This window comes from Chitinibacter bivalviorum (assembly GCF_013403565.1).
Lineage (GTDB): Bacteria > Pseudomonadota > Gammaproteobacteria > Burkholderiales > Chitinibacteraceae > Chitinibacter > Chitinibacter bivalviorum.
In genome coordinates this window covers 3,379,293-3,393,416 of record NZ_CP058627.1, presented here as the reverse complement: position 1 = coordinate 3,393,416, position 14,124 = coordinate 3,379,293, and the positions used below count along the sequence as shown (strand labels likewise).

Here is a 14,124-nt window from a genome sequence, read left to right as displayed (position 1 = left end):
GCAGCTATTTATTTGGATCAGGCAACTGTGTTTCCACCAAAGGTTGAACACCAAATGTACTCAGCAAATTCGTACCATCCGCCAAGAGTCGGAATTTAGCGCGCAGCACTTTGTATTCGCCATCGACCAAATCACGACTGGCAGTGAAATACTCATTTTCGCTATCGAGCAAATCGAGCAAAGAGCGCTGCCCCAAGGTAAATTGCTTGCTGTATTCGTCTCTGGCTAGCCTCGAAGATTCTGCATACTCGGCCAAAATTGGGATTTGCTCAGCCGCGATTGTCATTGCATTCCAAGAGAGCTCCGCATTTTGACGAATCTGGCGTTCAACTCGACGAGCTAATTCTTGCGCGGAATACACTTGGGATTTGGTTTCGGCTACATGGGCTTTATCAGCGCCGCTTTTAAATGCATAGCGCATCCGCAGCATACCGTAGACATTAGTCGCATCGGGGCCTTCGGCACCGAACTCGGCATTTTCATAAATTGCGCCAGCCTCAAGATCCAAACGTGGGTACATCTGCCCTTTGGCCACACCGAATTGTGCTTCCGCCGCCTCGGCATCGGCCTGGGCAGACATCAATAGACGATTATTTTTAACCGCCCAGTCTCCCGCCTCTTTGAGCGATGCGGGTAAATTTTTGGGGTCGTCAGGCTTTAAGAGGTCTTCTGGCGCTTCACCAACAAAACGTAAATAGGCAATTTGTGCTTCATTGAGCGAAGATTGCGCTGCGCTCAAATTCGATTTTGCCAAAGCCACGCGCGCATTAATCTGATCGTCATCTGATTTCTTGCCAAATCCCCCCGAGGTGCGCAGCTTCACTTGGTCTTGGGTACGTAAATGCGCTTCGAGATTAGCCTGAGTGAGTTTTAATAATTCTTGATAACGCAAAACATCCAGATAAGCCTCGGTGACTTTTAACGATAAATCTTCTGAGGTGCTAGCCACCTTATGCGCGGCACTTTTTTGAATTGCAGTTCTGCGCTCTACTTCGCTGGCGGTTTGATTGCCATCAAACAGCATTTGGCTCAACAGCGCCTGTGCCCCTTGTCGATCATAATTCACCCCTGCGCCATTATTGGATTTGCGGGTCGCTTGATCTCTGGTGTATTGGTAACCCGCACCCAGCATAAAATCGATTTTTGGATAATAACCCGCCTTGGCAACATCGACACCTGAATCACTCGCATGGCGCTGCCCAACATCAGTTTGAACATCCGGGCTGGTTTGTAGGACTTTTTCAACGACTTGTGGCAGCGGTGCCGCAGCAGAAATCGATGCATGTGCAGCAAAGACCGCTGCAGCAATAATTCGTATAGACATGAGATAGCTCCTGTTAATACAGATTTCTTCCCTATTGAGAGAGCCCATACCATGTGCTGAAATGCACTAATTTTTTAGGCTTGTACTGCTTAATACAGCCTATGGCCGATCTTTTAGCAAGGGAAAAACAGACTAACGGGCGCATTGGCCATATAAAGTCTTACATGGGTTATCAACTTAATTAGCACCTGCTAATCAAGCTATTATTTGGTCGTCAAAAAAAAAACGCCAAGCTGATTCGCTCTGGCGCTTTGCTTTATCTAATTAAATCGATTATTTAATAGTGCAACCACAAGGTGGCCAAACAGCCTGCCAACAGCGCCGCGATCACTCCCAGCAAATAATTGCGTTTTTTCTGTTCCCACATGAGGCCTTTATAGCCAGCCAGCAGCAGCTCGGTGTGATTTTGATTGAGCACTTCATTGAGTTTACGTGGCAAGGTTGGCAGCAAAGTCGCCCACTGCGGCGCTTCGTGTTTCAGCGTGGCGATTAGCCCACGCCAGCCGATTTGCTCATTCATCCAGCGCTCAAGAAATGGCTTGGCGGTTTGCCATAGATCGAGATCAGGGTCGAGCTGGCGACCAAGGCCTTCGATATTGAGCAGCGTTTTTTGCAGCAGCACCAGTTGTGGCTGGATTTCGACATTAAAGCGGCGCGAGGTTTCAAACAGCCGCAGCAGCACAAAACCAAAAGAAATCTGACTGAGCGGCTTATTAAAGAACGGCTCGCAGACGGTGCGCACCGCCGCTTCCAGCTCTTCAACGCGCGTGTCTTTCGGCACCCAGCCACATTCAATGTGTGCCGTCGCCACTCGATGATAATCGCGGTTGAAAAAAGCTAAAAAGTTAATCGCCAGATACTGCTTATCGGTATCACTCAGCGTGCCAACAATACCAAAGTCTAGCGCGATATACCTATTGTCTGGCGCTACAAAGATATTACCTGGATGCATATCGGCATGGAAAAAACCGTGCCGGAATACTTGGCTAAAGAAAATCTCAACGCCAAAACGGCTGAGCTTTTTCAAATCCATCCCTGCGGCTTTGAGCTCATCGATTTTGCCAATCGGAATACCGTCCATCCATTCGAGCACCAGCACTTCGCGCGCGCAAAAATCGTAGTACACCTCGGGCACAATCAACTGATCTGAATCTTTAAAATTACGCCGCAACTGGCTGGCATTCGCCGCTTCATGCATCAAATCGAGCTCATCGTGCAAATGGCGGTCAAACTCGGCAACCACTTCACGCGGCTTGAGGCGCGGGCCATCGGCAAACAGCTTCTCAACACAGACCGCCAACACCCGCATCAGCGCCAGATCGCTCTCGATCACCGGTAAAATACCGGGGCGGAGCACTTTCACCGCGACGGCTTGGCCATCGTGAAGTTTGGCACGATGCACTTGCGCCACCGAGGCCGACGCCACGGGCTGCGGATCAAACTCGGCAAACAACTCGGCGATTGATTTGCCAAGGCTTTTTTCGATTTGATTGATGGCCACTTGCGAATCAAATGGCGGCACATTGTCTTGCAATTGCGCCAACTCATTGGCGATATCGGGCGGCATCAAATCGCGGCGCGTTGACAACACCTGACCGAATTTTACAAACACGGGGCCAAGAGATTCGAGCGCCAAACGCAAACGTACTGCGCGTGGCTGATCGAGTTTGCGCCAGAAAAACAGCGCAGAGATCAGTTTACGCAAGCCATGAACGCGCTCGTGGCCGAGTAAAAACTCGTCTAAACCGAAATGCACCACCACATAGGCGATTTTAAAAAAACGGAACATGTTCGCCTTTATTCAATATGGGCTGCGCCAAAGTCGGCCTCAAGTCGTGCCAGACGTTTTTCTAGTCGCGCCAAATCATTGCGCAGCGTATCCACGTCATCGCAAAACGCAGTGACCGCTTCTTTGCGCGGCAATAGTCGATCTTCATCGCGCAAATACTCAACCATCGTTTCTGTAAAACGTTGCCCCAGCGCCAGCGGCACTTTGGCCAGACTCTGGCCACTCGTGACTATTCGGTGTGCAGCAATATCGCCTACTAGACGCGACAGATCTTCCGCCGCATCCCACGATAAAGCGCCCAGCGCTGCGCCGGCTTTGCTCGCCAGCTCAGGATCGCCCGCCAACACCACTTGGCGCGAAGCCGCTTGCGGATCGGTCAGGCGCAAGGTGAAAAATTGCAGCGGCAAAGTCAGCGTTGCTTCGGGCTCCGCTTCCGAATGCGCCAGCAAACCGTCGGGCATCACGACGACATTGGCAGCGAACAGCGGCAATTTCACCGCAAAAGTGCGACCCGCCAAGCGAGTTAATTCCGCCTGCGCCGCAGGAGCCTGCCCCAGTAAATGATTCAGTACCCCGGCAAGCAACATTAGAATTTCGTCCCTTTATGCAGCGCAACCACGCCACCGGTCATATTGTGAAAATCGGCGCGGCCAAAGCCCGCATCGAGCATCATTTGTTTCAGCGTTTCCTGATCAGGATGCATGCGAATTGATTCGGCCAGATATTGGTAAGAATCGGCATCATTGGCCACGAGCTTGCCCATAAACGGCAGTAATTTGAACGAATAAATATCGTAGGCGGGCTTGAGCGGCGCCCAGACTTTAGAAAATTCCAGCACCAGCAAACGGCCACCTGGTTTGAGGACGCGGTGCATTTCTTTGAGCGCTGCGTCTTTGTGCGTCATATTGCGCAGGCCAAAAGCCACCGAAACAATATCGAAGTATCCGTCTGGAAAGGGCAGCTTCTCTGCATCACATTGCGCTACTGGTAGGGGGTATCCAGCATCGAGCAAACGATCACGACCCACGCCGAGCATTGAGCTATTAATATCAGTCAGCCAGACTTGGCCGGTTTTACCGACCTTCTTGCTAAATGCTTTGGATAAATCGCCCGTACCGCCGGCGATATCGAGAATTTTGTCGCCCGTTTTCGCGCCACTGGTTTCGATCGTGAAAAACTTCCATGCGCGGTGTAGGCCAGCCGACATCAGATCATTCATCACATCGTATTTTTGCGCGACCGAGTGAAACACTTCGGCGACTTTTTGCGCTTTTTCAGATTCGTTGACCGTGCTGAAACCAAAATGGGTTTTTGAATCGCTCATTGTTTTGCCTTTTTATCAATCACATCTCAAAAAGTAGCGAGCCCCCGTCAGAGCGGGGAGGCCGGAGCACAGGAACCGAAGTGTACATACAGTACATGAGGATTCCGAGCACAGCCCGACCCGCTATCACAGCGGGCGCAGCACTTTTTACAGTGGTTCACGCGACGCACCCGCCGCAGCTAATTCATTAAGATATTTCTGCCAATTGGCGTCATAATTCGCGCCCAATTCGTAGAGGTATTGCCATGAAAACAAGCCAGAATCATGGCCGTCGTCAAATACCAGCTTGACGGCATAGTGGCCGACCGGCTCTATGTCTTTAATATTGACGTTGATTTTGCCCACTTGCAGCACTTCATTGCCCACACCGTGGCCGCGCACTTCGGCCGACGGGCTGGAAACGCGGAGGTATTCGCAAGGCAATTGGAATCGCGCGTCATCGGAAAAAGCGATTTCCAGCACGCGAGAAGCTTGATGCAAGGTCAATTCAGTAGGTTGCGGCGTATCCGCATTCAGGCCAGCCATAAGAGGTTTCATCGCCCAGAGATCGAATAGCGCAATGATACCGCGCTTGGCGGCTGCTCACCACCTAAGCTCGAGCGGAAACTTTGCCCAGCCAAGCGGGGAGCAATGCTGAACAAATGTGAAAATACTCACAAAAATACGCCAAAACCGACAAAATACTTTCAATCCTTGAAAAATAAGCATCGCATTTGCAGACTTGTAATATTAAGTTCACACTAAAGCCTTATTCTCGCAATCAACATAATTGAACTATTTCCGCGAGGAGCACTCTATGGCCGCCAATATCCTATTGGTTGAAGATGAACCGGCAATTCAAGAATTAATTGCCTTTAACCTGTCACAAGCAGGTCATCATGTAATGCGTGCTGATTCAGTTGAGAGCGCTCAAGGAATTGTCCGCAACGCCCTGCCCGATCTGATTTTGCTCGACTGGATGCTGCCCGGTATGTCGGGTATTGATTTTGCCCGCAAATTGCGCGGCGACGAGCGCACCCGCGCGATTCCACTGATCATGCTGACCGCGCGCTCAGATGAACAAGATAAAATTTCCGGCTTGGAAACTGGTGCCGACGATTACATCACCAAGCCATTCAGCCCACGCGAATTGCAAGCGCGCATCAAAGCCGTATTGCGCCGCCGCGCCCCACAAGCGACCGATGATCCGGTTGAAATCCACGGTCTGCGCCTCGACCCCGTCACGCACCGTGTGTCGGGCAACGGCACACCGTTAGAATTGGGCCCGACTGAATTTCGCTTGCTGCACTTCTTTATGACGCACACCGAACGTGTTCACACTCGCGCTCACCTGCTCGACCAAGTCTGGGGCGATCATGTGTTCGTTGAAGAACGCACGGTCGATGTGCACATTCGTCGCCTGCGTTCATCACTTGAGGGAACCGGCCATGATAATTTGATTCAAACCGTGCGTGGCTCTGGCTACCGTTTGTCAGTTAACTAATCTGTGTTATTTTGTAAGGGTCACGCTGCTCCGCGTGGCCCAGCTTCTGCTTTACTCCTAAAGGCCGCCCATGCTTTGGCTACGCTCCCTCATTTACTATATTTTTACCGCACTGATCGCGATGTTTATCGGCGCCATTGCGGGTAAAGAATGGGGATTAACTTTTGCACTCGTCGTCATTTCAGTCGCCTGCCTATTTCATCTCGTCAATTTAAATCGTCTGCATTACTGGCTCAAACACCCGCAAGTCGACAATGTACCTGGCAGCCTGATGCTGTGGCAGGAAGTGTTTGATCAGATTTACGACGAAATGCGTAAACAGAAGAAATCGAAAGAGCGCCTCGCCAGCACGCTCGATCGCTTTTTATCTGCCGCCGAAGCGCTACCCGATGGCGTGGTCATTTTGGATGATTACGATCGCATCGAATGGTGCAACCCTGCTTCGTGCGAGCACTTGGGGCTTAATCGTAAGCTCGATATGGGCCAGCCAATTACCCATTTACTGCGTCACCCCAGCCTGCGCGAATATCTCAAGCAGCAAGATTACAGCCACCCCGTCATCATTCGCACCACCCGTCCGGCCGAGCAAACGCTGTCGGCACAGATGGTGCCATTTGATTCAACGCGCAAATTATTGCTAAGCCGCGACATTACCCAGCTGGAGCGCGTGCAGACAGTTCACCGCGATTTTGTCGCCAATGTCTCGCACGAATTACGTACCCCGTTGACTGTTGTGGGTGGTTTCATCGAAACCATGATCGACATGCCAACCTCGGATGCGAAAACACGCGAGACGCATTTGCAGCTGATGTACGACCAAACCCAGCGTATGCAGCGTTTGGTTGAAGATCTATTGACGCTGTCCAAGCTGGAAAGTGGCGTGCAGGTGCGTGAGGAAGAAGTCGACATTCCACAACTGCTGCAATTGCTGCGCACCGAAGCCAATGGCTTATCACAAGGGCGCCACACGATTGAAATTGGCCGCCTTGATCGCCCGCGTCTGATTGGTAATCATGATGAATTGCATTCTGCGCTGGGTAATCTGGTCTCTAATGCGATTCGCTACACGCCACCGGGCGGCACCGTGACCTTGGGCTGGGAAAAACGTGATGACACCGTGTGCTTTACTTGCCGCGATACCGGCATCGGCATTGCGCCTGAGCATATTCCACGCCTGACCGAACGCTTCTATCGCGTCGATCGTGGTCGCTCCCGCAATACGGGCGGTACTGGTTTAGGCTTGGCCATTGTTAAACACATTCTGCATCGCCATCAGGCGCAAATGTGCATTACGTCTGAGCTGGGTAAAGGCAGCGAATTTGCGGTGAAATTTCCGAACGCGCGGATGATCGAATAAGCGGCTAGAGGGTAAGTAATCCCTCTTGCGAGCAATATCAACTCAACGTAAATTGCAGCAATCGCAATTTTTTTGCTTCTGCGCAAAGGCAAAGGGCTTGGCTTTCGTTGATAATGCCCCATGTCATTTAAATGCTTTGCACTGCCAATGCAGAAATGAATCGCTTACTTCAATTCCAACGAGGTCATCACCATGAGCAGAATCGCCGCAATTAAACCTTTCGGTCAACGTATTTGGTTGGACAATCTTTCCCGTGGTCTGTTGGAGTCTGGCGAATTGGCTCGCCTGATCTCTGAAGACGACATCGCCGGTGTTACGTCGAACCCAGCGATTTTCTACAAATCAATTTCTTCTGACCCGCTCTACACTGGCGATTTGGCTGAATTGAAAAAACAAGATCTGACTGCTGAACAACGCTACGAAGCTTTGGTCGTGCCAGATATCCAAGCCACTTGCGATTTGACGCGTGCCATGTACGACGCGACCAATGGCTTGGATGGCTACGTAAGCTTGGAAGTGTCTCCTACTTTGGCGAACGACGCGCAAGGCACCATCGACAATGCAAAACGTCTGTGGGCAGCGATTGATCGCCCGAATGCGATGATCAAAGTACCAGCAACTGACGCTGGCGTAGTGGCTTTTGAAGAATTGATCACTTCAGGTATCAATGTGAACATCACTTTGATGTTCAACCTGAAACACGTTGATAACGTATTGACGGCTTACATCCGTGGTCTGGAAGCGCGCGCAGCAGCCGGTCTGCCAGTTGATAAAGTACAAGCTGTCGCATCAGTATTCTTGTCTCGCGTTGACAGCCTGATCGACCCACAACTCGATGCCATTGGCACACCTGAAGCGCTGGCATTGCGTGGCACTGTGGCTAAGTCATTCGTTAAAGTGGCTTACCAACACTACAAAGGCCTGTTCCAAGGCAGCCGTTTTGCGGCATTGAAAGCCAAAGATGCAAATCCACAACGTCTGCTGTGGGCATCTACCGGTACGAAAAACAAAGCCTACAACGACGTGATGTACGTTGAAGACTTGATCGGACCAGAAACTGTAAACACCGTACCTGATGCAACACTGGCGCTGTTCCGTGACCACGGCAACGCGGCTAACACGCTCGACACCAATATCGACGCTGCTGTTGCTACTCTGGTTGCCGTGCGCAACTTGGGCATCAACTACAACCTCGCTGGCGAGCAGTTGCAAGAAGACGGCCTGAAACAATTCGATGAAGCTTTTGCTAAATTGCTGGACCTGACTAAATAATTAGTCCCCCCCCAGAAAAGCCCCGCTCTTGCAGCGGGGCTTTTTATACCTACACCAGGTATAAAGGCAGAAACCATTTAGATTAATAAATACAGAAATATACCCATCGTAAGCATTTTTGCATTCATGCAACAAACCAGCTGCCGTCACAATTCTTTCACTAAATAGTAATAATTTAACCAAATTGTCACAAACAGCCTGACAAACTCTGCCATAATCAGTCTCGCTTTTTGTTTTGGTTGTACATGCTATGCGAAAGATCCTGATCGCCAATCCCAAAGGTGGGAGCGGCAAATCCACCCTCTCAACTCATCTTGCAAGTTGGTTTGCGTGGCAAGAAGCCAATGTGATGTTGGGCGATTTGGACAAGCAACACTCCAGTCATCACTGGCTAAATTTACGCTCAGAACAACTACCGCAAATTGCCCGCTGGGACATTGGTGATGACCAAATCGCCCGCCCCCCCAAAGGATGTCAAGTCGCCGTACTTGATACGCCAGCCTGCTTTAGCGGCAGCAAACTCAAAAAAGTACTGAAAATCGTCGATCACGTCATTGTGCCGATTTTGCCTTCAGCGTTTGATTTGTGGGCCAGCGCCGATTTCTTTGAAGAACTCGCCGAAATGAAAGCCATTCGCCGCGAAGAAGTACAAGTGGGCGTAGTGGGGATGCGGGTCAATTCGCGCACGCAAACCGCGCAGCAATTGCCTGAATTTCTCAAAAAATTTGATATTCCATTGATTACTTGCATTCGCGATACGCAACTCTACAACCAAACCATTCAGCGCGGCATGACGCTGTTTGATCTGCCCCAGAGTAAAACTCAGCGTGATCGCGACGAATGGAAACCTCTCATTGAATGGGCGCTAAAACGGCAATGAAGCGACAATAAAAAAGAGGCTCTAGGCCTCTTTGCGGCGGTAAATTGAGTGGGATGCAGCATTTTGAAGTATCGGCAAAGCCGATCCTAAATATACCAAACAATCAATCAACCGCCTTTTGCTTTATTCCCACCCCTCTCATCCCCTCCTTGAGGGGAGTCCTCGCGATGCGAGCAGATTTTGTCACCAATAAAAAAAAGAGGCTCTAGGCCTCTTTTTTTTATTGTTTTACTTTGCAGCCAGCAAATAAATCCAGCTCTGATTTATAAGTTTTCGTTTCAATATCCAGCAATCCCAGCATCGAATGAAATACATTATCGTGGGAGGCCGATTGCGTAGCTCTTTGCTGGAGGCAAGCGGAGTTCAGCTTCATGCTTTGCAGATATTGCGGCGAAAACCACATCACCGCAGGGATGTGTGTTTGATACGACGGGGCAATGACATAGGGTGATCCATGCAGGTATAGACCACGTTCACCAATAGATTCGCCATGATCCGAAACATACATCATGGCAGTATCTAGCTTGGTTTCGTTAGCCTCAAGTATTTTGATCAAATTGGCCAAGACATAATCGGTGTACAGCAAGGTATTGTCATAGCTATTCATAATCTCGCCCTGACTGCATTTATCCATTTGATTGGTATTGCAGGCGGGTTTGAATTTCTCAAACTGCGGTGGATAGCGCTTGTAATAAGCGGGGCCATGGCTGCCCATCATATGCAGCACCAGCACCGCGTTTTTTTTCTCTTTGCTAATACTGTCGATTTGCGCGGGCAGGTTTTTCAGCAGCATTTCATCCCAGCACTCCCCATCCCGACACAATGCCGCATCGGGTGTTTGCGATAGCACCTGATTGGGCACGCGATCACAAGCGCCTTTACACCCCGATTGATTATCCCACCAAGTCACACTCAAACCCGCGCGCTGCATCACATCAAGCAAACCTTGATTCCGTTTCGCTTTATCGTCGCTATACTCCGCACGCTCAAACATCGAAAACATACAAGGAACAGACACCGCAGTATCCGTGCCGCAAGAATGAAAATCGGGGAAATTGATCAAACTCGGGATTTTTTTTAATTCTGGATTCGTGTCTCGCTCATAGCCATTGAGCGAAAAGTTAGCCGCACGCGCCGTTTCCCCCACCACCAATACCGTCAGAGAAGGTCGATTGCGCGTTGCCCACGCCGCGCCCAGCTTGGCATCCTCGGCAATGGGCTGCACGACAATGGGCGTTAATGAACGGCTTTGGCGTACATAGCTCAAGCTAGCCTGAATATAATTACTTGGCACCAGTACAAAACGCAATTCACGGTGGTTACGAAATAGCGAGGCAAAGTCTTTATAAAACCCCGCTGCAATTAAGCCCAAGAACACGAGTGAAGCACCAACAATCGCGCCCTTGATCACGGCCTCACGTCGAGCAGAACGAAACTCAATTTGGGTGCGCCATAAAGCGATAAGCGGCAGCAAGCCCAAAATCACGGCATACACCAGCATTTTGAGCGTCAGTAAATCACGAGTTTCAGCAGGATTAGTTTCCACCGCGTTTTGTATCATGCCTGCGTTGATCATCACGCCAAACTGGCTCATGAAATACACAATAAAGGGAGACACGATCAAAATGACACTGATCACCGGCTTAAATACATAAGGCAAAGCCAATAGCGTCAGAATGGTATTGAGCACTAAAAATAAAAATACAAAACCGACACCAATAAACAGCCAGCCTGCGAAAGAATCCGGCTGGGTGTAACTAATCATGCGCTGCCAGAACACAAAATTGCAGCACAGCAAGATAAACAAGGTCACTACGACGGTAAGTTGTTCACTACGAATACGCCAACGCATTACATCAATCCTTCTGCGCAACAATAACTGGACGATCTTTCACGGGCGGCCACACCAGATACAGCAACAATAAGCTCATCCACACCCACCACATCGTCCATAGATTATGCGAGAGAAAATGCGCGCCGCGCATCATTTGCGCCCACCCCATCGCAGAGCCCAATAGCAAGCCAATCACCAAGGCCCAATTGGCCCAACGCTGATAATCGTCGCGCAAGGCAAAATAAAAGGCCAACAGCGAAAACCCGCCCGAGGCATGCCCCCCCGGAAAACAACGACCAGGATTCATACCCGCCGGCAAATCAGCAAATAAGGGCAAAAATGGGGCGTATCCGCCAAACATCTTTAAATCCCACGGGCAGGCATGAATGCTGATTTTTTTCAGCAAGGACACCACCAGCGCGCCAAAAAACTGCCCGGCCAACAACCAAAACAGGCGGCGACGATACGGGCGAAGCGCGAGATTTTTAATACTCCACAGCAAAGCCGCTATCGTTAGAATCGGCCCTAAAAACAGCACGCTTTTCACGCCCGTATGCATTACCCCGTCGAGCAGGAAATTATTTTTTAGGTAAAAAGAATGCGTTGTGCCATCAAAATAAGGAGAAATTAAAGCAATATCCCAATTGGTTTGCGGATAAAACCAGAGCATCACAGCTGCAAATAGCAGTGGGATGCCCAAATGCAGCAACCAGAACGTAAGGGTAAGTTGTCGTAAATGCTTCATTTTTGCAGAATAAGTGAGGGGATCATCAATAATAATCTGCTGGCAGTGATTATTTCGTGAGAAAGGGCAGCCTATTTTCTAAGCTGTTTTATGATTGGCTTCTGTATCGATTGTTAGCGCTGTGCCCACCTGAATCTGGCTCTGCAACCGACAATGCCAACCGTGGGCATCACAGATTTTTTGCACGATCGCCAACCCCAAGCCAAAGCCATCGCTGACAGCACTCGCCCGCTCAAAGGGCTGCATAACGCGATCGCAGTCTTCATTGGCGATACCCGCCCCCGTATCCGACACGGTCAGCACGCCATCTTGCCAGCTCACCCGGATATGCCCTTGCTCGGTATAACGCAATGCATTGCCAATCAGGTTTTCGAGCAACATTCCCAGCAATTGTGGGTCTGCCACGATATGCGGATCACCCTGCAATTGCACCTGCCTTTGCACCTGAGGCTTTTGCTCGGCAAAGCCAGCCAAGACGGCATCCAGTATCAAAGGTAAATCATGACGAACTGGATTCACCGCACGAATATCTCGCGCTAAAAATAATAGCGCAGTCAGACGCGATTGCATCTCATCGACATCGCCTTCAATCTGGCTTAATCGCTTTAATTCAGGCACCGCTAACTGCGCGGTTTCACGCAGAAATTCCGCGCTCGTTCGTATCCGAGTTAAAGGTGTGCGCAATTCATGGCCCACGTGCGAAGTAAAATCGCGCTCTCGCTGCAAGAGCAACTGGTTCTCGTGCCGCGACCGAGCGATCGCCTGGGCTAAAATAGCGACTTCGCGATCTAGTGCCGCGCTGGTATCTAGCTCTTTACCCAGCTCGACTGATTCGGTCAGCCGTGTGAGCTGCTGTAAAATTGTTCCTGCCAGAAAATATCCCAATCCTAAAGCCAGCAAGCTGAGCACCATGACCGCAAACAGCACGCCAATATAGGCATTTTGAGTTCGCTGCTCATGTACTTGGGTGTCATATAAGACATAAAAGCGCTCCCCCGCCAGCTCGCGCACACCAACATGAAACTCCTTTCCATTGCTCACATACTCACCATCGCCAATGGCGTAGTTTGCCAGCGCCGCAGGCAGACCAGCGGGAATCTGGCCCATGGGTGCATGATAAAAATACAGGGTGCTGGGCAAATAAATCTGCCCTTTAATGGGCCATTGCGCAGTCAAACCATCTAAGGTGCGATTAACCACCTCATCAATCAATTGTTCTTCGCGCTCTTGTGACGAAATCAGAATAGCGAGCGCCAAAGCCAATAAAGAGACGCAAGTTAAACCGGCAAAAGCCAATGCGACTCGACGCCGCAAACTGGCGTGCAGCCCTATCATGGATGCGCCACCAGCATATAGCCACGGCCATGCACCGTATGCAGCGGGCATGCTCCGTCATGCTGACCCAGCAGTCGGCGTAGCTGCGTCAAATGCTGACGCAGCAAATCACTATTGTCTTGCGGCTCGCCCCATACTGCGCACTCCAGTTGTTCACGCGTCAATAAGGTTTGCGGGTTTAATAAAAACGTCTGCAGCAACAGCATGGTTTTGGGCGTGAGCTTCAATGCTTGTTCTTGCCAATAGGCCTGCCCAGTTTTGACATCGAGACGAAGTTGTCCGAATTGAAGCTCTTGCTCGACCACCTTGCCACTAGCGCGCCGCAGCAAAGCCATGATCCGCAATTCAAGTTCTTTCAGCGAAAATGGTTTGAGCAAATAATCATCCGCGCCAGCGTCAAAACCGGCCTCTTTGTCGGCCAAGGTGTCACGGGCGGTGAGCATTAAAATTGGGGTCGCGATCAGTAAATCCCGTCGCAGATGTTGCGCCAAGCTGAGGCCACTCATCCCCGGCAAGCCCAGATCGAGAACGATCAAGTCAAAACGCTGCTCAGCAAGTAAGTGCAGCGCGACTTGCGCATTGGGTGCGGCGTCAGGCACAAAGCCACGCGCACTGAGGTAATCATAAATATTGGCAGAGATCTGGCTATCGTCTTCGACGATTAAAATTTTGGCATTCATCGCACCACTCCAAGCAGCAAGCAGTTTAATCGATTTATCGCGCCACCAAATACCCAGCGAAGTATAAGCAGGAAAATCTTTTAATGATTGAATTTCAGAGC

At 50.3% G+C, this 14,124-nt stretch carries 13 protein-coding genes and 1 other RNA gene; 4 read left to right on the top strand and 10 right to left on the bottom strand.

Annotated features, from left to right (window positions below; translation table 11 throughout):
- Window positions 1–4: 4 nt before the first annotated feature.
- The 6 genes from HQ393_RS16045 to HQ393_RS16020 form a co-directional block, all read right to left on the bottom strand.
- Window positions 5–1,324 carry a TolC family outer membrane protein gene (locus HQ393_RS16045; RefSeq protein ID WP_179356533.1) on the bottom strand — a complete coding sequence of 440 codons (1,320 nt, stop codon included), beginning with the start codon at window positions 1,322–1,324 and terminating at the stop codon, window positions 5–7.
- A gap of 277 nt (window positions 1,325–1,601) precedes the next feature.
- Window positions 1,602–3,113: a ubiquinone biosynthesis regulatory protein kinase UbiB gene (ubiB, locus tag HQ393_RS16040; protein WP_179356531.1), complete on the bottom strand. Its 1,512-nt coding sequence runs from the start codon at window positions 3,111–3,113 to the stop codon at window positions 1,602–1,604.
- Window positions 3,114–3,121: 8 nt separating this feature from the next.
- Window positions 3,122–3,700, bottom strand: a complete 579-nt coding sequence (locus HQ393_RS16035; RefSeq protein WP_179356530.1) for a ubiquinone biosynthesis accessory factor UbiJ — start codon at window positions 3,698–3,700, stop codon at window positions 3,122–3,124.
- On the bottom strand, window positions 3,700–4,437 hold the full coding sequence (gene ubiE / locus HQ393_RS16030) for a bifunctional demethylmenaquinone methyltransferase/2-methoxy-6-polyprenyl-1,4-benzoquinol methylase UbiE (RefSeq protein WP_179356528.1): 738 nt from the start codon (window positions 4,435–4,437) through the stop codon (window positions 3,700–3,702). Before ubiE ends, HQ393_RS16035 begins: the two co-directional genes overlap by 1 nt.
- A 21-nt stretch (window positions 4,438–4,458) precedes the next feature.
- Window positions 4,459–4,534, bottom strand: a non-coding RNA gene (locus HQ393_RS16025) — sX9 sRNA.
- Window positions 4,535–4,584: 50 nt separating this feature from the next.
- The gene (locus HQ393_RS16020; protein ID WP_438833115.1) at window positions 4,585–4,974 is read right to left on the bottom strand and encodes a gamma-butyrobetaine hydroxylase family protein; all 390 of its coding nucleotides are present in this window, start codon (window positions 4,972–4,974) and stop codon (window positions 4,585–4,587) included.
- 259 nt (window positions 4,975–5,233) lie between these two features.
- Between HQ393_RS16020 and phoB the strand changes: the two genes are divergently transcribed.
- From phoB to HQ393_RS16000, 4 genes are all read left to right on the top strand, one after another.
- Window positions 5,234–5,920 (top strand): phosphate regulon transcriptional regulator PhoB, encoded by a 687-nt coding sequence (gene phoB / locus HQ393_RS16015; RefSeq protein WP_179356526.1) that lies wholly within the window; start codon window positions 5,234–5,236, stop codon window positions 5,918–5,920.
- A 70-nt stretch (window positions 5,921–5,990) separates the two neighbouring features.
- Window positions 5,991–7,277 carry a phosphate regulon sensor histidine kinase PhoR gene (gene phoR, locus HQ393_RS16010; protein WP_179356524.1) on the top strand — a complete coding sequence of 429 codons (1,287 nt, stop codon included), beginning with the start codon at window positions 5,991–5,993 and terminating at the stop codon, window positions 7,275–7,277.
- A 192-nt stretch (window positions 7,278–7,469) separates the two neighbouring features.
- Window positions 7,470–8,549 (top strand): transaldolase, encoded by a 1,080-nt coding sequence (gene tal / locus HQ393_RS16005; protein ID WP_179356522.1) that lies wholly within the window; start codon window positions 7,470–7,472, stop codon window positions 8,547–8,549.
- A 250-nt stretch (window positions 8,550–8,799) separates the two neighbouring features.
- Complete coding sequence (locus HQ393_RS16000; protein ID WP_179356520.1) at window positions 8,800–9,429, top strand: nucleotide-binding protein; 630 nt, start codon at window positions 8,800–8,802, stop codon at window positions 9,427–9,429.
- Between the two features lie 220 nt (window positions 9,430–9,649).
- Here HQ393_RS16000 and HQ393_RS15995 read toward each other — a convergent pair whose 3' ends face one another.
- The 4 genes from HQ393_RS15995 to HQ393_RS15980 form a co-directional block, all read right to left on the bottom strand.
- Window positions 9,650–11,281 carry a phosphoethanolamine transferase gene (locus tag HQ393_RS15995; RefSeq protein ID WP_179356518.1) on the bottom strand — a complete coding sequence of 544 codons (1,632 nt, stop codon included), beginning with the start codon at window positions 11,279–11,281 and terminating at the stop codon, window positions 9,650–9,652.
- A 4-nt stretch (window positions 11,282–11,285) separates the two neighbouring features.
- Complete coding sequence (locus HQ393_RS15990; protein ID WP_179356516.1) at window positions 11,286–12,008, bottom strand: phosphatase PAP2 family protein; 723 nt, start codon at window positions 12,006–12,008, stop codon at window positions 11,286–11,288.
- A gap of 78 nt (window positions 12,009–12,086) precedes the next feature.
- Window positions 12,087–13,394: a sensor histidine kinase gene (locus HQ393_RS15985; protein ID WP_179356514.1), complete on the bottom strand. Its 1,308-nt coding sequence runs from the start codon at window positions 13,392–13,394 to the stop codon at window positions 12,087–12,089.
- Window positions 13,340–14,023 (bottom strand): response regulator transcription factor, encoded by a 684-nt coding sequence (locus tag HQ393_RS15980; RefSeq protein WP_179356512.1) that lies wholly within the window; start codon window positions 14,021–14,023, stop codon window positions 13,340–13,342. The genes HQ393_RS15985 and HQ393_RS15980 overlap by 55 nt, the downstream gene beginning before the upstream one ends.
- Window positions 14,024–14,124 lie beyond the last annotated feature (101 nt).

Excerpts from the sequence above, each read along its gene's own strand:
- HQ393_RS16045 (WP_179356533.1), bottom strand. The coding sequence starts at position 1,324 with ATGTCTATACGAATTATTGCTGCAGCGGTCTTTGCTGCACATGCATCG.
- ubiB (WP_179356531.1), bottom strand. The coding sequence starts at position 3,113 with ATGTTCCGTTTTTTTAAAATCGCCTATGTGGTGGTGCATTTCGGTTTA.
- HQ393_RS16035 (WP_179356530.1), bottom strand. The coding sequence starts at position 3,700 with ATGTTGCTTGCCGGGGTACTGAATCATTTACTGGGGCAGGCTCCTGCG.
- ubiE (WP_179356528.1), bottom strand. The coding sequence starts at position 4,437 with ATGAGCGATTCAAAAACCCATTTTGGTTTCAGCACGGTCAACGAATCT.
- HQ393_RS16020 (WP_438833115.1), bottom strand. The coding sequence starts at position 4,974 with ATGAAACCTCTTATGGCTGGCCTGAATGCGGATACGCCGCAACCTACT.
- phoB (WP_179356526.1), top strand. The coding sequence starts at position 5,234 with ATGGCCGCCAATATCCTATTGGTTGAAGATGAACCGGCAATTCAAGAA.
- phoR (WP_179356524.1), top strand. The coding sequence starts at position 5,991 with ATGCTTTGGCTACGCTCCCTCATTTACTATATTTTTACCGCACTGATC.
- tal (WP_179356522.1), top strand. The coding sequence starts at position 7,470 with ATGAGCAGAATCGCCGCAATTAAACCTTTCGGTCAACGTATTTGGTTG.
- HQ393_RS16000 (WP_179356520.1), top strand. The coding sequence starts at position 8,800 with ATGCGAAAGATCCTGATCGCCAATCCCAAAGGTGGGAGCGGCAAATCC.
- HQ393_RS15995 (WP_179356518.1), bottom strand. The coding sequence starts at position 11,281 with ATGCGTTGGCGTATTCGTAGTGAACAACTTACCGTCGTAGTGACCTTG.
- HQ393_RS15990 (WP_179356516.1), bottom strand. The coding sequence starts at position 12,008 with ATGAAGCATTTACGACAACTTACCCTTACGTTCTGGTTGCTGCATTTG.
- HQ393_RS15985 (WP_179356514.1), bottom strand. The coding sequence starts at position 13,394 with ATGCCCGCTGCATACGGTGCATGGCCGTGGCTATATGCTGGTGGCGCA.
- HQ393_RS15980 (WP_179356512.1), bottom strand. The coding sequence starts at position 14,023 with ATGAATGCCAAAATTTTAATCGTCGAAGACGATAGCCAGATCTCTGCC.